The 23,345-nt window shown below is 69.4% G+C and carries 21 protein-coding genes and 3 pseudogenes; 10 read left to right on the forward strand and 14 right to left on the reverse strand.

Going from position 1 to position 23,345, the window contains the following annotated elements; genetic code table 11:
* Positions 1 to 6: 6 nt before the first annotated feature.
* The 3 genes from K1T34_RS39355 to K1T34_RS39365 are packed head-to-tail and all read left to right on the forward strand — an operon-like array spanning position 7 to position 2,497.
* Complete coding sequence (locus tag K1T34_RS39355; protein ID WP_220239785.1) at positions 7 to 936, forward strand: polysaccharide deacetylase family protein; 930 nt, start codon at positions 7 to 9, stop codon at positions 934 to 936.
* Positions 933 to 1,739 carry a sugar phosphate isomerase/epimerase gene (locus K1T34_RS39360; protein WP_220239786.1) on the forward strand — a complete coding sequence of 269 codons (807 nt, stop codon included), beginning with the start codon at positions 933 to 935 and terminating at the stop codon, positions 1,737 to 1,739. The genes K1T34_RS39355 and K1T34_RS39360 overlap by 4 nt, the downstream gene beginning before the upstream one ends.
* Complete coding sequence (locus K1T34_RS39365; RefSeq protein ID WP_220239787.1) at positions 1,736 to 2,497, forward strand: SDR family NAD(P)-dependent oxidoreductase; 762 nt, start codon at positions 1,736 to 1,738, stop codon at positions 2,495 to 2,497. Before K1T34_RS39360 ends, K1T34_RS39365 begins: the two co-directional genes overlap by 4 nt.
* 62 nt (positions 2,498 to 2,559) lie before the next feature.
* Here K1T34_RS39365 and K1T34_RS39370 read toward each other — a convergent pair whose 3' ends face one another.
* Positions 2,560 to 3,282, reverse strand: coding sequence for a GntR family transcriptional regulator (locus tag K1T34_RS39370; protein ID WP_220239788.1), 723 nt, complete (start codon positions 3,280 to 3,282; stop codon positions 2,560 to 2,562).
* Positions 3,279 to 4,601 carry a dihydroorotase family protein gene (locus K1T34_RS39375; RefSeq protein WP_220239789.1) on the reverse strand — a complete coding sequence of 441 codons (1,323 nt, stop codon included), beginning with the start codon at positions 4,599 to 4,601 and terminating at the stop codon, positions 3,279 to 3,281. Before K1T34_RS39375 ends, K1T34_RS39370 begins: the two co-directional genes overlap by 4 nt.
* 108 nt (positions 4,602 to 4,709) lie before the next feature.
* Here K1T34_RS39375 and K1T34_RS39380 point away from each other — a divergent pair, with 108 nt between their 5' ends.
* Positions 4,710 to 5,474 (forward strand): SDR family oxidoreductase, encoded by a 765-nt coding sequence (locus K1T34_RS39380; RefSeq protein WP_220239790.1) that lies wholly within the window; start codon positions 4,710 to 4,712, stop codon positions 5,472 to 5,474.
* Positions 5,475 to 5,643: 169 nt separating this feature from the next.
* The gene (locus tag K1T34_RS39385; protein ID WP_220239791.1) at positions 5,644 to 5,802 is read left to right on the forward strand and encodes a hypothetical protein; all 159 of its coding nucleotides are present in this window, start codon (positions 5,644 to 5,646) and stop codon (positions 5,800 to 5,802) included.
* A 443-nt stretch (positions 5,803 to 6,245) separates the two neighbouring features.
* On the opposite strand, the gene K1T34_RS39390 is transcribed toward K1T34_RS39385, so the two are convergent.
* Both K1T34_RS39390 and K1T34_RS39395 read right to left on the reverse strand, forming a co-directional pair.
* Positions 6,246 to 7,940, reverse strand: a complete 1,695-nt coding sequence (locus tag K1T34_RS39390; protein ID WP_220239792.1) for a GAF domain-containing sensor histidine kinase — start codon at positions 7,938 to 7,940, stop codon at positions 6,246 to 6,248.
* A gap of 480 nt (positions 7,941 to 8,420) precedes the next feature.
* Positions 8,421 to 9,176 carry a DNA polymerase domain-containing protein gene (locus tag K1T34_RS39395; protein ID WP_220239793.1) on the reverse strand — a complete coding sequence of 252 codons (756 nt, stop codon included), beginning with the start codon at positions 9,174 to 9,176 and terminating at the stop codon, positions 8,421 to 8,423.
* On the opposite strand from K1T34_RS39395, the gene K1T34_RS39400 reads away from it, so the two are divergent.
* Positions 9,154 to 9,318 (forward strand): hypothetical protein, encoded by a 165-nt coding sequence (locus K1T34_RS39400; RefSeq protein WP_220239794.1) that lies wholly within the window; start codon positions 9,154 to 9,156, stop codon positions 9,316 to 9,318. The genes K1T34_RS39395 and K1T34_RS39400 overlap by 23 nt on opposite strands.
* Positions 9,319 to 9,349: 31 nt before the next feature.
* On the opposite strand, the gene pip is transcribed toward K1T34_RS39400, so the two are convergent.
* The 6 genes and pseudogenes from pip to K1T34_RS39425 form a co-directional block, all read right to left on the reverse strand.
* Entirely contained in the window at positions 9,350 to 10,318 is a 969-nt protein-coding gene (pip, locus tag K1T34_RS39405) for a prolyl aminopeptidase (protein WP_220239795.1), read from the reverse strand.
* A gap of 79 nt (positions 10,319 to 10,397) precedes the next feature.
* A pseudogene (locus K1T34_RS54785) lies at positions 10,398 to 10,562 on the reverse strand (hypothetical protein); the annotation flags it as partial.
* Between the two features lie 68 nt (positions 10,563 to 10,630).
* A pseudogene (locus K1T34_RS53785) lies at positions 10,631 to 11,011 on the reverse strand (GNAT family N-acetyltransferase); the annotation flags it as partial.
* Between the two features lie 577 nt (positions 11,012 to 11,588).
* Positions 11,589 to 13,910, reverse strand: a complete 2,322-nt coding sequence (locus tag K1T34_RS39415; protein WP_220239797.1) for a site-specific integrase — start codon at positions 13,908 to 13,910, stop codon at positions 11,589 to 11,591.
* An 86-nt stretch (positions 13,911 to 13,996) separates the two neighbouring features.
* Positions 13,997 to 14,959: a site-specific integrase gene (locus K1T34_RS39420; RefSeq protein ID WP_220239798.1), complete on the reverse strand. Its 963-nt coding sequence runs from the start codon at positions 14,957 to 14,959 to the stop codon at positions 13,997 to 13,999.
* Between the two features lie 270 nt (positions 14,960 to 15,229).
* Positions 15,230 to 15,691, reverse strand: a complete 462-nt coding sequence (locus K1T34_RS39425) for an IS3 family transposase (protein ID WP_220239799.1) — start codon at positions 15,689 to 15,691, stop codon at positions 15,230 to 15,232.
* 121 nt (positions 15,692 to 15,812) lie between these two features.
* Here K1T34_RS39425 and K1T34_RS54790 point away from each other — a divergent pair.
* Positions 15,813 to 16,022: pseudogene (locus K1T34_RS54790) on the forward strand (IS30 family transposase); the annotation flags it as partial.
* Here the strand turns inward: K1T34_RS54790 and K1T34_RS54795 are convergent.
* The gene (locus K1T34_RS54795; RefSeq protein ID WP_220247883.1) at positions 16,007 to 16,216 is read right to left on the reverse strand and encodes a hypothetical protein; all 210 of its coding nucleotides are present in this window, start codon (positions 16,214 to 16,216) and stop codon (positions 16,007 to 16,009) included. The pseudogene K1T34_RS54790 and the gene K1T34_RS54795 sit on opposite strands and share 16 nt — an antisense overlap.
* A 220-nt stretch (positions 16,217 to 16,436) precedes the next feature.
* Positions 16,437 to 17,063, reverse strand: coding sequence for a hypothetical protein (locus tag K1T34_RS39440; RefSeq protein WP_220247884.1), 627 nt, complete (start codon positions 17,061 to 17,063; stop codon positions 16,437 to 16,439).
* Between the two features lie 614 nt (positions 17,064 to 17,677).
* Between K1T34_RS39440 and K1T34_RS39445 the strand changes: the two genes are divergently transcribed.
* Together K1T34_RS39445 and K1T34_RS54800 are read left to right on the forward strand one after the other, a co-directional pair.
* A complete protein-coding gene (locus K1T34_RS39445) occupies positions 17,678 to 19,111 on the forward strand; it encodes a nitrilase-related carbon-nitrogen hydrolase (protein WP_220239800.1) in 1,434 nt (477 codons plus the stop codon).
* 368 nt (positions 19,112 to 19,479) lie between these two features.
* Positions 19,480 to 19,869, forward strand: coding sequence for a hypothetical protein (locus tag K1T34_RS54800; protein ID WP_220239801.1), 390 nt, complete (start codon positions 19,480 to 19,482; stop codon positions 19,867 to 19,869).
* Positions 19,870 to 20,090: 221 nt separating this feature from the next.
* Here K1T34_RS54800 and K1T34_RS39455 read toward each other — a convergent pair whose 3' ends face one another.
* Complete coding sequence (locus K1T34_RS39455; RefSeq protein WP_220239802.1) at positions 20,091 to 21,011, reverse strand: NAD(P)H nitroreductase; 921 nt, start codon at positions 21,009 to 21,011, stop codon at positions 20,091 to 20,093.
* Between the two features lie 705 nt (positions 21,012 to 21,716).
* On the reverse strand, positions 21,717 to 22,658 hold the full coding sequence (locus tag K1T34_RS39460; RefSeq protein WP_220239803.1) for a S1C family serine protease: 942 nt from the start codon (positions 22,656 to 22,658) through the stop codon (positions 21,717 to 21,719).
* A gap of 351 nt (positions 22,659 to 23,009) precedes the next feature.
* On the opposite strand from K1T34_RS39460, the gene K1T34_RS39465 reads away from it, so the two are divergent.
* Entirely contained in the window at positions 23,010 to 23,297 is a 288-nt protein-coding gene (locus tag K1T34_RS39465; protein ID WP_220239804.1) for a hypothetical protein, read from the forward strand.
* Positions 23,298 to 23,345 lie beyond the last annotated feature (48 nt).

The raw sequence follows: 23,345 nt of genomic DNA on the forward strand, positions 1-23,345 counted from the left end.
CGGAAAGTGGCAGAGTCCACGCGGCGCGAGCGGGATTTCGTCGGGTACGGGCGGCACGCGCCGCGAGTGCGGTGGCCCGGCGAGGAGAAGCTCGTCGTCAACATCGTGGTGAACTACGAGGAGGGCTCGGAGTACTCCGTGCTCGACGGCGACGACCACAACGACGGCTGGGGTGAGTACGACTACGAAGTCGACCCGGCGATCCGGGACTTCGGCAGCGAGACCCATTACGAGTTCGGCAGCCGGGTCGGGATCTGGCGGCTGGCGCGGTTGTTCGACCGCTTCGAGGTGCCGGTCACGATCGGCGCGTGCGCCACGGCGCTCGAACGCAACCCCGAAGTGGCGCAATGGATCCGCGAAAGCCCGCACGACGTCGTGGGCCACGGTTACCGGTGGCTCGAATACAACCGCGTCGACCGTGAGGTGGAGCGCGAACACCTGCGGCTCGCGATCGCGTCGCTGGAACGCACGACGGGGGAGCGGCCGCTGGGCTGGTACCTGCGCTCGTTTCCCAGTGAGAACACGCTCGAGCTGCTGGTCGAAGAGGGCGGCTTCCTCTACGACTCGGACGCGTGCAACGACGAGTTGCCGTACTTCACGGACGTGTCGGGTCAACAGGTGTTGATGATTCCGTATTCGAAGGTCTACAACGACACTCGTTACCTGCTGAATCCCACGTACGGGTCGCCGGCGCAGTTCTTCGAGAGCATGCGGCTGGGCATCGACTACCTGTGCGACGAGATCGACCACGGGCTGGGTCCGCGGATGCTCACCGTCGGGCTGCACCCGCGCTGGAGCGGGCAGGCGAACCGGGCCAGCGCCGTGCGGGACCTGCTGGAGTACGTGTCGGAGAAGAAGGGGGTCTCGTTCATGCGGCGCCTCGACATCGCGCGCTGGTGGCTGGGCCACCACCACGAGTGGGCGGGGAGCCGATGACCACGGCGCCGCTCGCCGTGGCCAGCGCCGCCTTGCCGGGCCTCGATCCCGGCCAGGTGTGCGCACTCGCCGCGGAGCACGGCCTCGACGGCGTCGAGTGGGGCGTGGGCGTGGGGCAGGCGCTGCCGCTCACGGTTTCCGACGCGCAGCTCGACGACGTGGCCGCCGCGGCCGCGAGCCACGGCCTCGCCTGTGCGGGCCTGGCCGTGCACGAACCCGAGGCGCTGGCTTATCCGGCCGCGTTGTGGCAGCGAATCTGTGATCTGGCCGTGGTCCTGGGAGCTCCGCACGTGCGGGTGTACGCGACCGGGCACGACACCGATTTCGACAGTGGCTTCGCCGGCTTGCGCGAGCTGCTGGCGGACAAGGCGCGAGCCGCCGCGGAGCGGGGGGTGCGGCTGCTGCTCGAACCCGCGCCCGCCACCCTCGTACCGGATCCGGCACTGGCCCGGCGCGCTCTGTCCGGAGTGGACAGTGACCGCGTCGGTGTGGTCTACGACCCGGGCAGCCTGGCCCGCGAAGGCTGGCAGGATCCGTTCCTCGCCACCGGGGTTCTGGGCGTGCTGCTGCGGCACGTGCACGTCAAGAACGTCGCGCCGCGGCGCGACGAGGACGGTTCGTGGGTCTGGCAGCGTACGGGGCTGGACACGGGGATCGTCGACTGGTCGCGGGTGTCCGAGGCGCTGGACGCGGCGGGCTACGCGGGCTGGTTCGTGCTGGACCACCTCAGCTCGCACGAGCCCGGCAGCTTGGCGGCCGACCTCGTTCACCTGAGGAAACTGGCGGAGGTGAGTCGCGCGTGAGTGACCTCAAGGGGCGGGTGGCCGTGGTGACCGGCGCCGCATCGGGCATCGGCCGGGCCATCGCGTTGTGTTTCGCCGACGCGGGTGCCCAAGTCGTGGTGGCGGACCGGCAGCGCGACGCGTGGCACGGTGGTGCGCCGACCGACGAGCTAGCTGAAGGCGCCACGTTCGTCGAGTGCGATCTGGCCGACCCGGCTGCCGTCGCGGCGCTCATCCCGGCGGTGGCCGAGCGCCACGGCCGGCTGGACGTGCTCGTGAACAACGCCGCCACGAGCGTCGGACGGGAACTGCTCGAGACGACCGACGACGACTGGCACCAGGTGCTCGCGGTCAACCTCACCGCGCCGTTCGTGCTCAGCCGGGCCGCCGTGCGCCAGATGCTCACCCAGGAACCCCGTGGTGAGGTGCGCGGCCGCATCGTGAACGTGACCTCGCAGCACGGAATCGTGGCCGCCCGGGAGGACACCGCGTACGGCGTGTCGAAGGCCGCGCTGAGCCAGCTGACCCGGCAGATCGCGGCCGAGTACGCCGAGCGGGGTGTGGTCTGCAACGCCGTGGCACCGGGCAAGATCGAGACCGGCCCCAGCGCGCGCGCCGGAGAACCCGCCTGGTTGGAGTACTGGACCAGCCGCACCCCGTGGCCGAGGCTCGGGCGCCCCGAGGACGTCGCTCGCGCGGCGCTCTTCCTGGCCGGTGACGACGCCACCTACCTCACCGGGACGACTTTGATGGTCGATGGCGGCTGGACCGCCCGCTGAGGCGACGCGGTGGCGCGGCGATCAGCCCGTCGCGCCACCGGCCCACCTCATCCGGGACGCGCTCAGCCGCGCCGCGCGCTTCCCGGATCCGTCAGGTACGCCACCACGTTGTCCCCGACCGACCGCACGTGTTCCTCCATCAGACGGCTCGCCAGCGCGCCGTCGCCGTCCAGGAGTGCCTTCGAAATGGCCATGTGCTGGCTCGCGCACAGCGGCGACGCGTCGATTCCGGGGACATCCCGCTGCCGGAGCGCGACTATCATCGCGTTCGCGTCGTCGATCAGGCGGGCGAGCCGGGTGTTGCCCGTGGCCTTCGCGATGGTCGTGTGGAACGCCTCGTCAGCCGCGCGATACGCGCCGAAATCGCGCTGGTCCGCCGCCACCACGGTGCGCTCGGCTTCGTGGCGCGCGGCGAGGAGCACTTCACGGTCACCGCGTTCGGCCGCCAGGCGTGCGGACTTCATCTCGAGCGCTTCGCGGACCTCGTACGCGTCGCGCAGGCGATCCGCCGACGGCGTCACGATCCGGTCGGCGCGAGGGCCGTCGGACTCGACGAGGCCGACTTCTTTCAGCCGCAGCAGCGCCTCGCGCACCGGGGTCTTGCTGACCCCGAGTTCCTTGGCCAGACCGGCCTCGGTGACCCGGCTCGCCGCGGCGAGCTTGCCGTCGACGATGGCCTGCCGGATCGTGTTGTAAACCGACATCGCGAGGCTGTCCGGACGAGGCGCCAGGCCGAGCGAGGCGTCCGATCCGCTCGTCCCGGTTCTGTGCGTGGTCTCCGTCATCGCGCCTGCCCGTCCCTCTCCGGAATGACTTGCCGCCCCGGTTCACCGGTACCGGTGAACTCCCCTTCGCGTACCAATTCCCGCCCCCGCGCCCACACCGAGCGGATCACACCCCGCACGGGTGTGCCCGAGTACGGACTGATGCCCGTGCCGTCGGCGAACGAGCTCTCGTCCGCCACCCAGGTCTCAGCAGGATCCCACAAGACGAGATCCGCGTCGGCGCCCGGCGCGATCCGGCCCTTGCTCCGGTGGCCGAACGCGTCGGCCGGCCCCGTGCACAGCACGTGCACGAGCCGCTCCAGCGGGATGCCGTTGTCCAGGCCCCACGACAGCAGCAGCGGCAGCCGTGCCCCGATCCCGGGGATGCCGTAGTGGGTGTCGCCGCACGGCGAGATCCGCCGGTCGACCTCGGTGCGTTCCTGCGAGTGGTCGGAGCCGACGGTGTCGAGCGTGCCGTCGCGCAACGCCTCGCGGACCGCGGCCACGTGGTCCTGCGCTCGCAGCGGGGGTGCCACCAGCAGCGTGTCGGCGCGGGGACCGTCGTACTCGTCGTCGGTGAGCAGGAGGTGGTGCAGGCAAGCCTCGGCGGTCACCACGGTCTCGCCGGCCGCGCGGGCCATCCGGACGTGGTCGATCGCTTCGCGGCTCGACAGGTGCGTCACGTAGAGCCGCGCGCCGGCCAGCCCGGAGATGCCGAGCGCGCGGCGCACGGCGATCTCCTCGAGCACGGGCGGGCGCACCCCGCCGAACGTGCGCGCCCCCGTGCGCCCGCCGGCCGAAGCCTCCTCGACGAGCGCCTCCACGACTTCACCGTCTTCACAGTGCACCTGGACCGGCAGGCCGACGGCTTTCGCCGCCAGCATCGTGCGGTACAGCCCGTCGCCGGTCGCCATGATCCCCAGCTCCGGGTAGGCGAGGAACACCTTGACCGCGTCGGCGCCGAGCTCGGCCAGCTTTGTCAGGTCTTCGGTCGTGAGCTCGTTGGGGCGGTAACACATCGCGTGCAGGCCGACGTCCACCGCCGAGAGGCCCTGGGCGACGAGGTCCCGGGCACGTTCGAACGCCGCCACGGTTTCCTCGCCGTCGTCGGGCAGGGAGAACGACAGGGCGGTGGTGGTACCACCGAGCGCGGCGGCGCGCGTCGAATCGGCCAGACCGGCCATGAGGTGGCAGTGCGGGTCGACCCCGCCCGGCAGGACGTGGAGGCCGTCGGCGTCCACAACCTGCTCGGCGCTCACAGTGCCGGGCGCTTCGATTCCGACAATTCGCCCCTCGGCGACCGCGACGTCGGCCCGCAACGTGCCCGTGGGCGTAGTCACGAAACCTCCGCGAAACGCGAGCTTCACATCGTGCACCACCCAAGGCTAGCATGACGGAACTTCATACAGCGAATATGTTATCCGCTGTTCTCTACCTGAGAGGTGCCCATGGATCTCGGTCTTGCGGAACGCGTGTACCTGGTGACCGGCGGTACGAGCGGGCTGGGCTACGCCACCGCCGAAGCGCTCGTCCGGGACGGGGCGAAGGTCGTCGTGTCTTCTCGTGACGAGGAAAAGGTCGCGAAGGCCGCCGCATCGCTGGGGGAGGGCGCCACTGGCGTCGCGGTCGACAACGCCGATCCCGAGGCTCCGCGCCTGCTCGTGGAAGCCGCGCTGGCCGCGTTCGGCCGAGTCGACGGCGCGCTCGTGAGCGTGGGTGGCCCGAAGCCAGGCGTCACCACAGCGGTGTCCGACGAGGTGTGGCGGTCCTCGTTCGAGAGCATCTTCCTCGGCACTGTCCGGCTCGTGCGCCACCTCGCTCCGCTCCTGGCCAAGGGAGACAATCGCGCCGACGGCGGTGCGATCGCGTTCGTCCTGTCCAGCTCGGCGAAGACGCCACTGCCGCGGCTGTCGGTGTCCAACGGACTGCGCGCGGGACTCGGGATGCTGGTGAAGGACTTGGCCGACGAGCTCGGGCCGCAGGACACCAGGGTGCTCGGTCTCCTGCCGGGCAAGGTCCTCACGGATCGCACCCTCGCGCTCGAGAAGGGTGATCCGCAGGCGCGCTCCCGGGCGGAGGCGGCCATTCCGCTGCGCCGCCTCGGCGATCCGGCCGAGTTCGGCCGGATGGCCGCGGTCCTGCTGTCGCCGGCGGCGTCCTATGTGACCGGAAGCCTGGTCTCCATCGACGGCGGGGCGATCAGGGCCCTGTGACCAGCCGACGGCTGCGATGTCGCCGTCGAGGAGGGCTCGTGCTGTCGGTGGTGTCGTGGGCGGGGACGGATGAGTCGCGCTGAGCGGTCACGGCGTGGTGGGCGGCGCCGGCGGAAGGCGGCCTCTTGATCCAGCGCCTTTCCGCTGGTCCCGGATCATGTGAATCCTGATGATCGGCACGGCCAATGTCGGCCACTTCCGGTCGATGGTCGCCTATGCCTATGCCTATGCCTATGCCTATGCCTATGCCTACGCCGCGCCGAGCCGGTTACAAGGTCGCGTTCGCCATGCCGGAATCCTTCTGACAGAACCGCTTTCGTCAACATAAGCTGACGATCTTTGCGCGGCGCGATACCGGGCAAAAGCACGAGGCAGTAGAAAATCGCCCCGCGACGAAACACTCTTCGCGGTGCGCGACCCGGCTGGACGCGACGACTGATCGGGGACCGCAGCACGGCTTGGTGTTCGGCGGCCCGGAGACCTCGTTCACCGTGGTGCTCGGTGAGGCTCGTGCTCACCTGGCCCTTCACCGGGGCCGAGCGCCATGCGCCCGCGTGACTACGACGCGCCGAACACTGGCCTGTAGCCGGTACGCTCTTCGGCATGGCTGGACCGGCTGCAGGCCCGCCTGGCGGCCCTGGAGACGCAGGTCGCCGAGCTGGCCGATCGGGTGCGTCACAGCGAGCAGGACGCCGCCGCGGCGCGGGAGCTGGCCGGCGGAGCCGACCGCGACGTCGTACTCGACTGGCCCCGGCGATGTGCTTCTCCGGACTAAGATCGATCGTCCTTGATCGCTGACATGCTCACAGCTGGTCGGCTTCGCACGTGTTCCACCGGGAGCTGAACCTGAACGGTGGTGCCGTCTCCGGGCGGGCTGTGCAGCGTCAGGCGGCCGCCGAGCGCCTCGGCCCGATCCTTGAGGCCGGCGAGACCGGAGCCGTGGGTTATGTCGGCCCCGCCGCAGCCGTCGTCGCGGACGCGCACGTGCAGCACGCTTTTATCGGCGGCCACCTGGACCTCGGCGGTGGTGGCGTGCGCATGCTTGGCCGCGTTGGTCAGGGCCTCGGCCACCACGTAGTAGGCGGCGGTCTCGATCGGCTCGGCCAGCCGCCCCTCCACCCGGACATCCAGCCGGACGGGGACCGCGGAGCGGCGGGCCAGCGCCTTCAGCGCGGAGCGCAGTCCGCGCTCGGCCAGGGTGGCCGGGTGCAGGCCGTGGGCGATCTCGCGTAGCTCCTCCTGGACCTCGACCAGCCCAGTGGCCACCTCGTCCAGCTGCCGCATCAGCTCGCCGGTCCGGGGTGGCGCGGCCAGCTGCGCGGCTCGTAGCTGCAGGGCGAGCGAGATCAGGTGCTGCTGGGCGCCGTCGTGCAGGTTGCGCTCGATCCGGCGGCGGGTGGTGTCGGCGGTGGTCACGATCCGTGCCCGGGAGGCGGCTAGCTCTGCATGGGCCTCGGCGTTGGCGATGGCGGTGGCGGCGAGCTCGGTGAACTCGGCCAGCCGCGTCTCGGTGTCCGCCGGCAGCGGCTCCTCTTGCGTGCATGACACGACCATGACGCCCCACAGGCGGCCTTCGACGCTGACTGGCACGCCGACGGCCGAGCGGACGCCCAGCTCGCTGGCGATATCGCAGTCCGGGCCCGAGGTGCCGGTGGAGCTGTCGATGCGCGCGGGGCGGCCGGTCTGGAACACCAGCGTGTACGCGTTTCGCCCTCCGGGGGGCAGCCGGGTTCCGGCGGGGACGGCGGCGCCGGTGCTGCTCCACGTGGCGATCAATCTTGCCGCGCCCTCGGGTTCGTAGCGGGTCATCCACGCGTGGTGGGCGCCCAGCAGCCGCCCGGCTTCCTCAGTGACCGCGGCAAACACCTCCTGCGGCGGAGGCGCCCGGGCCACCAGTGTCGCCACCCGCCGCAGCGCCGCCTGCGCCTCGGCGAACCGGCGCAGCTCCACCCGCGCCTGCGAGTTGGCGATCGCGGTGGCCACCAGCTCGGTGAACCCGGCCAGCCGCGCCTCGGAGCCGGCCGGCAGGGGCTCCCCTTGCGAGGATGCGACGACCATGACGCCCCACAGGCGGCCTTCGACGCTGACCGGCACGCCCACGGCCGCGCCGTAATCGAACTTGCGGGCGAGGTCGTCGGCGGCGAGGCCCGGGGTGCCGGTGGAGTGGTCGATGCGCGCGGGACGGCCGGTCTGGAACACCAGCGTGCGCACGTTCCGCCCTCCGAGGCTCAATCGGGTCCCGGCGGGGACAGCGGCGCCGGTGCTGCTCCACGTGGCGACCACTCTTGCCGCGCCATCGGGGTCGTATCGGGTCATCCACGCGTGGTGGGCGCCCAGCAGCCGCCCGGCTTCCTCAGCGACCGCGGCGAACACCTCCTCCGGCGGTGTCGCGCGGGCCACCAGTGTCGCCACCCGCCGCAGCGCTGCCTGCTCCCTGGCGATCCGGTCGCTCCGCTGAGTAACCATCAGGCCTCCGCTCCGGCGGCAGCCACGCCGCTTCCTCACCAGACGCCCGCCAGCGCCCGCACGCTCACAGCCAGAAGGCTGGCCAGGAACCGTCCGGGTGGACATGCCCAGCCACCCACCGCCACTAGCCGGATCCGGCCGCGCCGATCACCTCGCCACAACCGGCCTGACCAGCGGTGATTACTCCAACATAACCCCGGACTGTCCGGGCGGGAAGTCCGCGGGAAGTTGCGGTCGCGAGCACCCGGTCCGCACGATGTGGAGGATCGCGTCCACCAGTGCGCGGCGGGATGCCTGTCCGGCTGGCACCCGGTCCTCACCTCCGGTAGCAGCGGCTCGGTCAGAGCCCGTTGTTCGGTCGCTGGTGTGCGAGGAGTACCACGCGTCGTGCAACTCCGGCGCTGTTGATCACCTGGCCGACAAGGCCACGCAGGCACGCCAAGCCTTCTCAAACACGCTCTAAGTCCGGTGAGTGCAGCTTCACCGGCTTGGCAGCGCGACGCGGGTGGCGTCGAGCTCGGCGAGCAGGTCGCCGTGGTCGTCGACGCGGTGCAGGACGTCGTCGGCGGTGAAGGTGAGCTCGGCAGGGGTGCGGCAGGCGCGGACTTCGTCCCAGGTGATCGGGGTGGAGACGGTGGGGGTGGCGCGGCCGCGCAGCGAGTACGGGGCGATCGTGGTCTTCGCGACGTGGTTCTGGCTCCAATCGATCAGCACGCGGCCCGTGCGCAGGTTCTTCGCCATCTTGAAGACCACGAGGTCGGGCATCTCGGCGGCGAGCTGTTCGGCGATCGCCTTGGCGTAGGCGGAGGTCCGCTCGGGCCGGCGGACACGGACACCGCAGGACACCTGCAGGCCTTTCGAACCGCTGGTCTTCGGCAGCGGAGTGAGCCCGTCTGCGGTGAGCACCTCGAGCAGGCGCTCGGCGACACGGCAGCACTCGACCACGCTGGCGCCCTCGCCAGGATCGAGGTCGAACACGAGCTGGTCCGGGGCCAGGCGTTTCGGGCCAGGCCCGACGGTCCACTGGCGCACGTGCAGCTCGAGCGCGGCGAGGTTGGCCGCCCACACCAGGCTCGGCAGATCCTCGATCAGCGCGTAGGTGATCGTGCCGGGGCCGCGGCCGCCGCGGGATCCAGAGCTGGGCAGCGTCACGGTCTGGACCCAGTCGGGGGCGCCGCGCGGGAGGTTCTTCTCGAAGAACGCTTCCCCGCCGGTGCCGTCGGGGAAGCGCACCATTATCCGAACTAGTGCAGGCCGCCTTCCAACCAGCGAGAACATCAACTTCTTCGGCGCCATCGAGGTCGACATCGAAGGCGAGCTGGCCCAGCTCGGCCCGACCGGCTACCGGCCGCTACGTGTGCGCGACACCTTGTTTTGACCTGACGGCGCGAGCAGGAACGCGGCACTCGTCAACGTGCCTCGATACGATCGGCGTGGCGGTCATTGGCCGAGCGCCACGCCGTCACCATGAGCTCGCCGCCATGGCCTTCGCTCTCTTCGATGATCAGCTCGCTGCCGGGCCAGGCACGGTGCAGCAACCAGGGGAAGGCCGCCGGGCCGCTGACGTCGCGCCGACCGTGGATGAGGGTGGCCGGGATGCCATGCAGGCGATCCATTCGCTGCAGAATCGGCGGATTCAGGAACGCGTCGTTGGCCCAGTAGTGCGTGACGAGCGTGGCGAAAACACGGAGATCATCGCTCCAGTCGGTGCGTGGCGGGACATGGCCAGAGCCGATCGAGATGTGGTGGTCTTCCCAGTCCATCCACGCTCGGCCCGTCGCGTCACGAACCTCGGGGTCGGCGTCGGTCATCAAACGGGCGTATGCCTCGATGAGACGGCCCTCGTGTCGGCGATAACCGATGCCCGCCTGCTCGGCATGCGTCGCCAGCCGGTCCCACGCTTCGGGGTAAACAGCCCCGACTGTCTCGGTGATCCAGTCCACCTGAAACCGGTCGGTCGTGGTGACTGCCATGAGAACAACGCCCAGCACCCTTTCCGGATGATCCTGGGCGTAGGCAAGGGCGAGCGTAGAACCCCACGAAACACCGTTGAGTAGCCACTCGGCGACGTGAAGGTGCTTCCTGACCCGTTCGATGTCGGCAACAAGATCGGACGTGGTGTTGTCTTCCAGCCGGTAGCCGGCCGCCGTGGCAAGAGGCGTCGAACGTCCGCAGCCTCGCTGGTCCAGACCGATGATGCGGAACCGCTTCGGATCGAGTTTGTTCCGGTATTTGCCGGTGCCGAGCCCGCCACCCGGGCCTCCGTGCAAGTACAGGGCAGGGATCCCGTCAGGGTTCCCCGACTCCTCCCAGTAGATCTCATGCCCGCCACCAACCGGAAGAAGCCCGGAGGACCGCACCTCCACGTCATCGATCACGAGCGACGACATTAGCCGAAACGACCGGCCAGCGACGCCAGACCGTCCATCGATCGCGCACTTCCCGGCGTCGGCAGCGTCACCAACTACAGCTACGGCGACGACACCACCACCAACGGCCACGCCACCACCTACATCTTGTTAGGCCTGCGCCGATGACGTCGAATCGGCCGGGTCGGTAGCCATCGGCGATGACGCCCCGGAGCAGGGCACCGGCGACGAAGACTCCCCCGTAGACGGCGACGTGGTGTAGAGCCATTTGTGCCATGGATCGGCGTGGGGGTCCGCGCCAGAGCGGAGCATCGCCGCCATCATCGGGTGGTTGTCCACATCGACCAGGGACAGCACCGCCGCGAAGCCGCGCGCGCGGGCGGCGCGGTAGGCCGCGAGCAGGAGTTGGTCCACGTAGCGGTGACCGCGCTGCTCAGGTAGGACACCGATGAGCACGATCATGCCCACCCCTGGATCACCTTCCCGTTGGGCCAGGCCCACGAACCCGACCGGCACACCGCCGGTCGTCTCGGCGTACAGCCACGACTGGGCGTCCGCGGCAGAAGCGTGGTGGTCCAGGAACGTGGTGACCCACTGCTGGGGCTGGTGCCGGCCGAACACCAGGGCGTCGGTTCGGTCCAGGGTCTGGACCACGCACCGCCCGATCACGGATATGAACGCCTCCTGCCCGATCCGCGACATCGGCTCCAGTCGCAGGCCGACGGGCTCGGGCAGCGCTTGGCCGGTATCGGCCCACCGGAAGCCCTCTTTCTCCTGGAACAACTCGAACCCGCACGCCTGCGCGACGTCGCGGCGAGCGGCGTGGTCGGAGCTCACCGCGACGGGCAGGTAGACCGAGACGCCCTGCGGAGCCGCGTCCACGGCTGCGGTCACCGCGGCCCGTGCGGCACCCAGCCCGCCCTCTGCCCAGGACAGCCGAGCCACCGCGTACTCGAGGGGCTCGCGCTCGAAGATCTCCGCCCGCCCCAACACCGCCGACGCCTGTTCCACACCGTCGCGCTCCACCACAAAACGCGCGATCGGCCTCAACGTCGATCCCGGACTGACCTGCGAGGGATCAAGTGTGACCCGACGAACCTCACCCACTGCACAACCCCCGTCTCCTCATGCGCCAACCGCGACTATTCAACACATGCGCAGTCAAGCGTCACAGTCTCCTTCGTCCCGGCGTCGGGTCCTTCTGGTACCGGCCACACGGAGATCTGGTAGTCCTCGACGGGGCCCCGACGTTAAGATCGGGGCGATGTCGCGGCCGTCGTCATTCCAGTGACGGCGAGCGTCCCAGGGCGGGCATGCCGATCGTCACCGGCTCGCTGTTGAGGTGGCGATTGCGGGTGCGGTCGAGGTCGGCCAGTTTCGCTGTGGCGGCAGTGAGGCTGGTGGTGAGGCCTTCGACCTCGCCGAGCCAGCCGTTGAGGCGCGCTTCAGCGATGCGGTCGCGCAGGTTCGCCACGATCTCCACAAGCCGGCCCCGCTGGCGGGGATCGACGTGCAGCATCGGGCAGCGAACGCAGGCGTGTTCGTGCTGGCAGGGTGTGCCATAGGGTCGGCCGCAGTCGCCCAGTTCAAGTTTGCGCAGCTGGAAGTGCTGCTGGAAATCTGCCCATTCCTGCTGCGTGGGTTCGCGGTACTCCGCCTGCGGCCTCGTCGCCCGGCGTTTGTCCAAATAGGATCGGTAGGAACGCACGATGTCGTCGTTGAAGACGGCGAGGTAGCCCTGGGTGGTCTGCAGGTTCGCGTGTCCGAGCACGCGTGAGGCAATGTGGACGGGCAGGCCGCCGGTGACCGCGTCGGTGGCGAAGATGCGGCGGAAGTCATGCGGCGTGTACTGCAGAGGCTGGCCGGTAGGATCTGCCAGCCCGGCGCGGTCGAGTGCGGCCTGCAGCAGCTCTTTGATGGTGGCTTCGGAGAAGGTGTGCCACTGCGATCCGATGCGGTGCTGGAACAGGTGCGGCAGTCGGGGCCCGACGGCGCGTTCCTTCTTGTCGTAGCGCGAAGTCAGGGGCACGGCGCCGTCGTTGTCGCGGCGGAGCCGCGTGATGATGGTGGCCAGCACTGACGCCAGCTCCGGGCTCACCAGCAGGAGACGCTCCTCGTTGCTTTTCGAGGGCACGATCTGCAGCATCGGCACCGTTTCGCCGGTGTCGGGCAAGGTGTAGGCGATCAGCGCCAGGTGGCTGATCTCGAGCAGCTCTTCGACGCGTACGCCCGTGTGCCGCAGGGTCTCGATCACCGCCCAGGCCCAGAACGCGTCGTGTTCAACGCGGTCGAGGTCGATCACGGTGTCGTCGCCGGTGCGCTGCACGCGGACACGAGGCACCAGCGAACGGTCGTGCCCGCCGATGTAGGACCGGGGAAGCACACGGCGATACGTACAGCCGAGGTGATCGAACAGCCCGTCGAGGGGCACGGACGTCGCCGCGTCGCGGAACGCGGTCTGAGCCAGGCGGTGCTGTTCGGCGGAGTCGACGAGGTCCGGCAGGCGCGGCAGCCGCTCCTGCACCCGCTGGTGCATCCGCGCTGTGGTCTGCTTTATCTGCTTGCCGAGCCCGGCAAGATCGCTGCGGCGGATCGGGCTGGGGACGCTGAACGCCACCCACGCCGGGTCGTCGTGGGCCCATTCCTGCAGGTCTCGGTAGAACGAGCGCACGTGGTTGAGCAGCGCAAAGTAGTCCTGGCGGGGCCGGCTACGGCCGTCGCGGCCGGTGACCGTCTTCAGACGGTGCTTCCACGCCGCGGCGACTTCGTTTGACAGCTTCAGTGAGTCGACCTGCGGACGGTGGCGTTCGATGTCGGCCCAGAACCGTCCCGCCAGGCTGCCGGTCAACATTCGGAAGCTGGCGTAGTCCAGCGCCGGGCGCCGCTCGTCGAGGTAGCGCACGAGCACATCCCGGACGGCGCGGGTGCGGATGCCGTAGCCGTCGACCAGCTCCGCGGTGGGGCGCTGCCCGGCTCGTAGCGCGTCCTTGAGCGTCAGGTGGTCTCCGAGGTCGGCCACCTCGCGCAGCAGCACCCAGCTCAACGCGAGCCCGCCGATCCCGCCGCTCGACCGGCCTTGAGCCTGGCCACGACGCCATGCCCGGTAGTTCAGGACGTCCTGCGCGGTCAACTGGTCGACCTCGCGGCCGGTGTGCAGAACGATCCAGCTGAGCACGGTCAGCGCGTTGGCCACCTCTTCGCTGCGGGTCGCCAGTTCGTTGCCGCGTTGTTGCAACTGTGCGAACAGCTCCGGGCGGCGTGACTGCCGGATCCAGCGCGGCAGGCTGGTGAGGCGGCAGGCGTGAATGAAGGCGTAGCTGGGTCGGATCAGCTGGCCCAGCAGCAGGCTGCTCAGCCCGCGGGTGAGTTCGTCCCGGGCGGTGTGCGGGCGGCGGCTATCGCGCGCGACCATCATCTCCACCCACGCGATGTCGCGGTCGGCACCGGACACGAGCCAGCGTTCCTGCCAGGTCTCTCCGGGATGCTCGGCGAGCCAGTTCAGGACCTTCCGGCCACCGTGGATGTGGCGGACACGAGCATCTTTGCTTGCGTCTGAGGGCCAGTTCGCCAACGTTGGGAACCGCGCGAGGATGTCGTTCACGAGCGCACGATCGTCCGGTCCTTCGCGGTGATCGGCAGGGGTGGGCACGGTGTCGGCGGTGGCTGGTGCGGTGGGAGCGGGTGTGGTCACGACAGCCCCGTCTCGAAGAGGATCTCCAGGTCGTTCGCGCGGTATTCGCAAGCCGGTGCGGGCGGCGCGGCCACCGACCGTTGCCGGCGTTCATCGAGGTGCTCGCGGACACGGTTGATCACCTGGGCTTCCTCCTGGATGAGGTAGACGTCCGCTGTGGTCGACAGGTGGGCGTGGCCGAGGATGGTTTGCACGTCGATCAACGACAGGCTGGTGTCGCCGGCCATCCGCAGGGCCGCGGTGTGGCGCAGGTCGTGCATGGTCCAGTTGGTGCCCAGCTCGGTGTTGACCCGCCGGAACACCGCGCGCAGCGCGTCGTAGCGCAGCGGTTGCCGTTGCAGGCCATCGCCGTGGTCACGGCGGCGCCGCGTCCACCACAGCGCATCCTGTGGGAGCAGCGGTGTCTGTAGCTCGGCGAGGTAGAGGCGCAACCAGACGAAAAACTCGGCGCTCGCCGGAAGCCACTGCTCCGCACGGGACCCCTTACGCACGACCCGGACCAACTGCTCACCCCAGTCGACGTCCACCCCTCGAAGACCCAGGGCCTCCTGCGCGCGGGCGGCGCAGCTGACCGCCAACGCGAGCAGCGCCCGGTCTCGATGCGAGCGCAGCGCGGTGAAGACCTGCCGCCACTGCTCGTCGGAGAGGGCCCGGGGTCTGTGCCGCGGCACCTTCGGGTTGTACCGCAGCCGCCCGCGCGGCTGCCCGAGCTCCGTCGGTCTCGGCCACGTTCCCGAGCGGCCCCGCTGGTCCAGCTGCACAGGGTTGATCAAAGGGCCTTCGCCAAGGTCGATCCAGTAGGTGTAGTAGCTGCGCACCACCGCGTTCGAGTGCCGGATCGTCCGCGGCTCGTACTGGGCACGAGGTGACGCTTCCGCGTGATCGGGTTGATCGTCCCCGCCGTCGCAGCAGATGCTGACCGGCGCGGCGCCGACGGCTTCGTCGCCTGCTTCAGCCACAGAACGAGGTCGCGCGCTTCGGCCGAGCCGGCTCGATCCCACGCCACATCGACCGCGTGTAACCACCGCCACCACCGCAACAACGCGTAGGCGTAGCTGCGCACAGATCCCGCGCTGTTGTCTCGCGCGACGAAGTCGAGCAAGAACAGCCGGACCGGTTCAACCGGCGCGCCTCCGTTATCGACCACCAGCCACGGCACGAGACCGTCGGCGGGAACCACCCGCCCCCACCGCGGCAGCCGGATCAACCCGACCTCCCGGTGTGCACCACTACCTTCGATCACCTGCACCGCCGGCGGCGGTGCGCACGTAGGTGATGTCCGCGACCCACATCTCGTTCACGCGCCTGGCCGTGAAGTCACGTTTCACCAGGTCAGCCGGTCTGCCTGTCTCCGGCGCCGGCCGTGTCGTGCGCGGGCCCTTGTCGCGGCGCAGGCCCCGCAGCCCGATCTCGCGCATGAGCCGCTCAACCGTGCACCTGGCCGCATCCACGCCATGGCGGTTCAGCTCGGCCCAGACCTTCCTGGCCCCGTAGACGCCGTAGTTGGCCTCGTGCACCTGCTCGATCTTCTCGGCCAGCACCTGGTCGGATGCCGCGCGGGCGGACTCCGGACGGGACTTGGCCGCGTAGTACGTCGACGGCGCGATCTCGGCAGGCGTCTGCTTGAGTGCCTCCAGGACCGGCTGGACACCGTGTTCCTCCGGCTGGGAGTCGACGAACTCGACCTTCATCGCGACGGACGGTCCAGCTCCGCTGCGAAGAAAGACGCCTTAGATTCAACCGGTCGGTGCATCGGGGCTGGTTGAGGAGGGGTTTGTGGCGCGTCTGGGTCGGCCGGGCATGTCGGATCCGATGAAGGAGGAGTTGTGGGGGCGGTGGAGGGCCGGAGAGTCGATCAGCGTGATCGGACGTGCACTGGACAAGCCGCCTGGGTCGGTGTTCACCGTGCTCAAGCATCATGGCGGGATCGCCCCCAAGCGGCCGGTTTCCCGAGCGGACCACCTCAGTGTCGATGAGCGCGAGGTGATTTCGCGTGGAATCAGCGCTCAGTTGTCATTCCGGGCGATCGCGGCGAGTCTCGGGCGGTCGGCATCGACGGTGAGCCGGGAGGTCCGGCGCAAGGTTTCAGCCTGCACAAGCATGAGAAGCGCATCGGCAGCGCGGCTCGAGTCCTGCGGCGTCCAGGCCTCAGAGGGGTCTACGTGTTCGGCCTGCCGTGAATACTCTCGGGCAAGTTCGATGGTGTCGTTCCACATCGGGTCAGATCCTTTAGGGAATCCAGTAGGTGGAAATATCATCAACGCAGGTCTGGTTCGCCGCTGCGCCAGGTGCCGGCGCCACTGCGCGTGCGCGGCCCTCGACGTGCTGGGGCTCATCGCCGACCTCGCCCAGCGGTCGCCGTGCGCGCCGCTCGGCCTCGCTGGCCTGGTACCGCTCGGTCACGCGCTCCCAGGTGGAGCCCCGCCAACCGGGTGGTCAGTACGACCATTCCCACCCGACGTTGCCGTTCGGGAAGTAGCCGGAGCTCTGGGTCACCTGGACCTTGCCGGTGTTGTATGGCGTGGCGAACGCGATCTGCCCCGTGTAGGCGTGGCCAGGCACGTAGGTCGACGGCAGCTTTTTCGGCGTCGTCACGCACTTGTCCGTCTCGATCACTCTCGTGCCGACAGTGCCAGTGGTCGACAACGAGAACGGGTTGATCCTGCCGGGCAGGACCGTGAACGGGCTTAAGCGCTGCCCCGCGACCTTGTCGGTGTAGGTCTTCACGGTGATGTCCAGGACGACCGTGTCCCTGTTCGCCGTGCGCTGGCTGTAGGGGTCGCACTTCGGGTCCACGCTGATCTTCGTGATCCAGAAGTCGACCGCTTTGCTGCCGTCCCTGTTGGTGATTCCGACTCGTTCCCCGACCTTCTTCGCCAGGTAGGTGGCCGCCGCCCCAGGCGCCGGTGCGGCCTCCGGCGGTGTGATGGGCACGATCTCAGCATGGGCGTGGGGCGTGGTGGCGGGCGGCGCGTGGGTGGCGGGCGTCGCGTTGGTGCCGCATGCGGTCAGGCCGAACGCGGCGACCGTCGTGGCGGTGAGCAGGAGGAAGCGCCTGGACAAGTCATAATCCCTTGGTCGAGTGTGCTGGTGGTAGCCGGGACTGCGGGCCAGACGCCCGCCCGTAGCCGATCCGCATGGTCCAGGCCGTGACCCCCCGAGAACGTGACATTGGCGCGGACACGGCAACCTTTACAGATCGCTCCTGCGGAAACGCCGATCAGCCGCGTGTGTCTCGCGAACGATCGTTTCTGAGACCCGCCCCGCCGCGAGGGTCGCAGCGGCCAGCAACGCGCTGGCGGTCACCATCGAAGACATGCCGTAGGTCGAGGGAACACCATCGCCCGCATCGTCGCTGGAAGCGTGCTCACCGGCTTGCTCGGCTACGGCAGCGTGAAAATGCACCGGTGCCGGGCCCGTCGAGCCGTTCACCCGCGATGCCGGTGTGACCGCGTCAACTGCGTTTGCCGCGCCCGACGTTGTTCACAATCACCGATCGGGCCTGGACCCGCGGCGTGCTCTCTGTCTCGCGGCGATCCTGCTGACGAGCGGTTCCTGGTCGTCGGCGCCTGGCAAGGCGCGGAGGTGGGGTTGGCCCTACCCCGATTCCTCCGGTCTGGCCCAGTGCCCAGCTGCCGGGCTGCTGGGAAAGTCAGCGGGAACTGAGAGGGGCAGGGATGAAGTCAGCTTTCGCCCTCCTGGCCGGATTGGCAGGCTCCGCGGCTCTGTTCTACTTTGGCACCGGGCTCGCCCCGGTTGCCGCGCTGACCTGGCTCGCGCCATTGCCGGTGCTGCTGCTCGCCCCGCGCGTGCGGCAGGCGAGCGCGCTGGGGGTGGCGTTCGGCGCGTACCTGCTCGGCACGAGCAACAGCTGGGGATTTCATTTGCATTCCCATGACGAACCGATGCTCCCGGTCGGCCTGATGATCATCTTAGGCATGTCGCTGACGTTTATGCTCGTCGTCTGTCTTTTCCGCGCGCTGGTGGTGCGTGGCCGTACTCTGCTGGCCGCAGTGGCCGCCCCCGCCGCGTGGACGGGTGTTTTGTACATCGTGTCCGTCACGAACCCGATGGGGCTGGTTGGCACCCGCGCCAACGATCAGGGCGACGTGCCGTTGGTACTGCAGACCGCGGCCATCGGTGGGATGTGGATGGTCGAGTTCCTGGTGATCTTCGTGCCCTGCGCGGTCGCGGTGCTGGCGGCACCCGGTGTGCTGAGAGGAGCCCGCCTGCGCACGGCGACCGTGGCCGTGGTGGTCGTCGTGGCCGCTCTCGGGTTCGGTGCACTGCGCCTGGCGGGCACGGGTGGCGCACCACAACGTGTTGCGGCCATCGCACCCAATCAATACTCCTGGGCGCCGCCGGTCAGCGAAGCGCTCGTAGCCGGTTATGTCCGCGAGGTCGAGAACCTGCCGGCGGGGGTGCGGACCGCGGTGCTGCCGGAAGGTGCGTTGGGCGTGGAAGGGGCTGCCCCCGCCCCGCTCATCGAGCCGATGCGCCAGGCCGCTCAGGCGCGCGACATCGACATCGTGCTCGGGTTCGTCCAGACCGAGGGGCACGCGCATGACAACTTCGCCCTGGTCTTTCCCGCGAATGGCGGGAACCCGGTGCGATACCTCAAGCAGCACGATCGCGTAAACCCGCACGGACATGATCTGATCTTCGCTCCGGGAACCCGAACAGGTATCGAGATCTGTGCCGACCTCGACTTCTCCCAGCCGAGTCGCGACTATGGCACGGCGGGCACCACGCTGCTCGCGGTTCCCGCCTCGGACAACAACGAGAACGGTTGGCAGCACAGCCGCACCGGCCTGCTGCGGGGCGTGGAGAACGGGATGCCCGTGGCATGGACGGGCCAAAATGGCTCGCTGATGATCACCGACGGTTGGGGACGGGTGCTGGCGCAAGCACACACCGGCGGGCCGGCCGCGTTCACCACCATCGTGGCTGACGTCGCAGGCCCGGCGGCGACGGCCTACAGCCGTCTCGGCGATTGGTTCGCCTGGCTCTGCCTCACCATCGCCCTCGGCGGCCTGATCGCCGCCCTGCCCATCACCGCGAAGCTCGGGCGCGCTCGCGATCATCGGCGAGGTGTTCGGTCGGCAGCTTGAGGTTGCGAGGGAGCTGGTCGGAGCGCGGAGCCGAGGTACGGGTCCCCGCAGTACCCGCCGAACCAGCAGTGATCAGTTGTCGGCGGCGGTGGTCTGCTAGGAGGTTGTGGACAGTGCCGACGGACACCGGGTTCTGCCCTGCGGATGCCGGCGACCAGCCAGCTCGCCGCGCTGTACGCGGTGGCGTTCGGCGGGTTCGTCGCGTTCAGCGTCTATTTGCCCACCTATCTGGTCACCTCGTTCGGTCTCGACCGTGGAGACGCAGCTCTGCGCACCGCCGGCTTCGTAGTGCTCGCCGTCGCGATGCGGCCGGTCGGCGGCTGGCTGTCCGATCGCGCGGATCCGGTGAAATCCTCGTCGCGGCCTTCGTGGTGGTCGGCATCCTGGCGCTCGCCGCCGCGTTCGAACCGCCTCTTATGCCGGTCGGCACGCTGCTCTTCCTCGGCATCGCCGGTGCCCTCGGCACCGGAACCGGCGCGGTGTTCGCGCTCTTGGCGCGATTGGTCGCACCGGGCGAGGTCGGTGCTGTGACCGGACTCGTCGGTGCAGCCGGCGGCCTGGGCGGCTTCTTCCCGCCTCTGGTCATGGGCGTCGTCTTCGGCGCCACCGGCTCCTACCTGCTCGGCTTTGTGTTGCTCGCCGCGACCGCTGCCGCAGCCGCAGCCTTCACTGCGACCGTCGTCCGGCGGCGAGCTCAGTGTCCGGCCGCCGAACACGCCTCGCCGGACACACCGCCACAGACCGGGCACAGAGCATGATGGCGTAGCCGCTTCTTGCAGCTCGCCTTGGTGCTGGGGATTTCCTGGACGCATATCCATGTCGTTGCTCCGCCGGTGAGCGCGACGCGGACCCCGGCCGGCGCGTCACTTGAGCCGGTTGATGCCACATTTCATTGTCTGCCGCTGCTGGTCGATCACAGGGGCGAACGACAGTGGGCGACCGCCCTTCAATCCTTCTTGTGGCGCGGTGGGCATCCTGGTCAGCACGGAGGCGCTTCGAGTGGTTGCAGGACGTCGGTCAGCGCGCGTCGTGATGTCTGTGGCAGCGCGGCGGCGGTGAGCGGCGCCCATCCGAGGCGCAGCAGTACCTGGGGACACAGGCTTCCGGTCACGCGGGCACTGACCTCGCTACGTGTTGCCGCATTGCGCAGCGGCTGGGTGAGGGCGCAGGAGGCGAGCCCGAGCGCGGTCGCGGCGAGCAGCGCAGCGCTGGTGGCTTCGCCGGCGCGTAAGCGCGACCTTCGATCGTCACCAGGAGTGCTCAGGACGAGCAGCACGGCGTTGTCGCGTTCGGTCCGAGCAGACAGCCGCGTTCCTGCGGCGGCACCCGCGACGTCGGAGCTGAGGGCGACGACGGGTCGTGGAGTTACACGCTCTGAAGGAGGGTCCGCCCAAGCCGTTTCGATCGCCTCGGCCAAGTGGCGCAGGGCCGCCGAGCGGGCCATCTTGAGCTGCGCGCCTTCCTTGGCCACCGTGGCCGCGAGCGTGTCGAGGTACCAGGGTGACAGGGCCGGTCCGGTGTGAGTTCGGCGATCGCTGCGCCGCTGGAGGATGGCTGCGGCCAGGGTGAGCTCGTTCGCAGTCGGATCACTCGGATGCGGAGTGACGACGGCCAGGTGGTCGGGTTGTGCTGGGTCGGGTATCCGGTCGACGTCGGTGGCCCAGCCGAGGGCTGCGAAGGCGACTCGGAGGTGGTGCAGGGCCGCGCCGCAGCTGAGCACCGTGTCGCGTTCGTCGGCGTCTGTGGTGGGGGAGTGTCGGTGCGGGTCGGCGAACAGGTGCAGTGTTCGGTACCCGATGCGCCAGGACCACGGCTGGGTGTTGCGCGCCGACGGTGCGCGGACGGCGGCGGCCACGGCGGTCTTGACCGTGACGGCGTCCGGAATTCGTCGCTCAGGCATGGCCCCCCTCACCCTCGTCTCGTTCCCTCGACTCGAGTGCACCCCGCCCGGACGGAAGAACGAAAGAGTCGAAAGACCATGCCATCGGTCACGACGGGGCTGGCGTCACGTATCGCTGGCTCGGCTGCGGAAGCCCAGGACACCGTGCTGGCTCGGGTCGGTCGTGTGGCCGGCAGGTGCGGGGCGCGGCCCCTGTCTGGGGTCCACGACGCGGCGCCTCACCCCCTGCCTGCGCGGGGAGGAGGTGGCCGCCCGCGCGGGCATCTGCACCGACTACTACACCCGCTGGAACGGGCCCGTGCTCCGAAACCGACGTCGTCGGTACTGCGCGGCCTGACCCGCGCGCTGCGCCTGAAACGCGCGCTGCGCCTGAAACGCGCGCTACTACAGGTCACGGGCTCGTGTTGCTCCCGTCGGGGCAGCTTTGGTGCTGTCGCCTTCGCTGGCTACGAGCAATCGGATTAGGCCCGGGTTCGTTTCCCAGAGCGCAAGGGCGTAACGGCCCTCGTCGGTCGTGCTGCTGATCTACTCGCGGTAGGTGAACGGGTAAAGGGTGCGTTCCGCTGGGGTCGCGCGCACGAGGTTGAGCCCCCTCGTGCCGGAGTAGATTCTCGGTGAATCGGCCGAGCCCGTCGCCAGAGGACGTTGTGCCGGTCTCCGTGTTGATCCGGCACCTCGTGAGTGGTCGTCCCGTGCTCCCCGGGGTCAGTCCGGGAGTTCGGCGGGTACGGCGATCACGTCGACGAGAGCGCCGTTGCGGAGGACGGTGACTTCCATCTGCCGGCCGATGGCGTCGGAGAACAGGCGTTTCTGGAGTGATTGGGCGTTGGGGAGCTGGGTGCCGTCGACGGCGAGGACCAGGTCGGCGGGCTTGAGTCCGCTGCGTGCGGCGGGGCTGTCTTCTACCACCTCGACGATGCGCAGGGCGGTGCGCTGTGCGAATCGTTCGGCTTGGGCCGGTGTCAGGGGTGCCGGGGCGGTGACCAGGCCAAGGTAGGCGCGGCGGACTCTGCCGTCGTGCATCAGTGCGTGGACGATGCGGTGGGTGGTGGCGTTGATGGGGACGGCCAGCCCGAGACCGAAGCCTGCGACGGCGGTGCTGATGCCGATGATCCGGGCGTGGCTGTCGGCCAGTGCGCCGCCGGAGTTGCCGGGGTTGAGCGCGGCGTCGGTTTGGATGACGTTTTCGATCAGCCGTGCGGCGGTGCGGGTGCGGGCCGGGATGCTGCGGCCGAGCGCGCTGACCACTCCGGCGGTGACGGTGCCGGCCAGGCCGAGAGGGTTGCCGACGGCGACGACGAGGGAGCCGACGAGAAGGTTGTCGGCGTCGCCGTATTCCGGTGGGGCGGGGATTTCCCGGTCGGCGCGGATCACGGCGATGTCGGAGAGCGGATCGCTGCCTACGACGTCGAAGCGTGCTTCGGTGCCGTCGGCGAATTCCGCGGTGCCGTGGTTGCCGCCGGAGATGACGTGGGAGTTGGTGATCAGGTGGGATTCGGTGGTCAGCACGACGGCCGACCCGGTGGACTCTCCGCTGCGAGAGCGGACGGTCAATGCCGCGACGCGCGGTGTGAGCTGCGCGGCGACGGAGGTGACGATGGCCGAGTAGGCGTCCAGTGGGTCGGGCTCCGCCTTGTCGTTGTTCATGCTCTACCAACGCGTCTCGCCGCGTGTCCGATTCCGTGGTTCACCGTCAGCGAACTGTGCCTCGCGGTCAGTGGAGGCCCGTGTCTCCTCCCTGCCGCAGCGCCGCGGGCGACACGGGCCACCGGCCTGGGTCGCCGTCCTGAGGGCCGACAGGGCCCAGCGCCGGCGATCAGACGGTGACCGGAGCATCTGCTGGCGGCCCGCGCAGTTGGGTTTTGGCGCCCACGAACCCCGCGACGTTCTGTGCGAACAGCGTCTGGATCGCCGAGAACGGCGCCTCGACCACGCGATTGTCGGTCGGGTGTCCTTGCGTACGAACAGGCGCACGGTCGCCCCGGGCAGCACGCTGATGTGGTCGGCGAAGCCTTCGATCGCGTGGGCGGGGCGGGGTGGGTGTTTCCCCAGCTTGGTGTGGCCTGCTGCAGGGCAACAGCGGGAGAGGTCGTCCCTGCGGTCGGCTTTGTGGTCGGCGACGGAGCCGAGGCAGGCGACGCGGTGAAGCCGGCCGTCAGCAGCAGCGCGGCCAGCATCGCGCCGCACGACACCTTGAACGCCTTCACCTGCTGCTGCGGCGGCAAGCCGAACACGATGCAGGCGATCAGGGAGGTCAGTTTCGCGATCGTCGTCCGGCGGGCCTGAAGCCGCCAGCGACCAATCGCCGAAAAGCAAAGTGATGAGTTAAACAGG

This window comes from Amycolatopsis sp. DSM 110486 (genome assembly GCF_019468465.1).
GTDB lineage: Bacteria > Actinomycetota > Actinomycetes > Mycobacteriales > Pseudonocardiaceae > Amycolatopsis.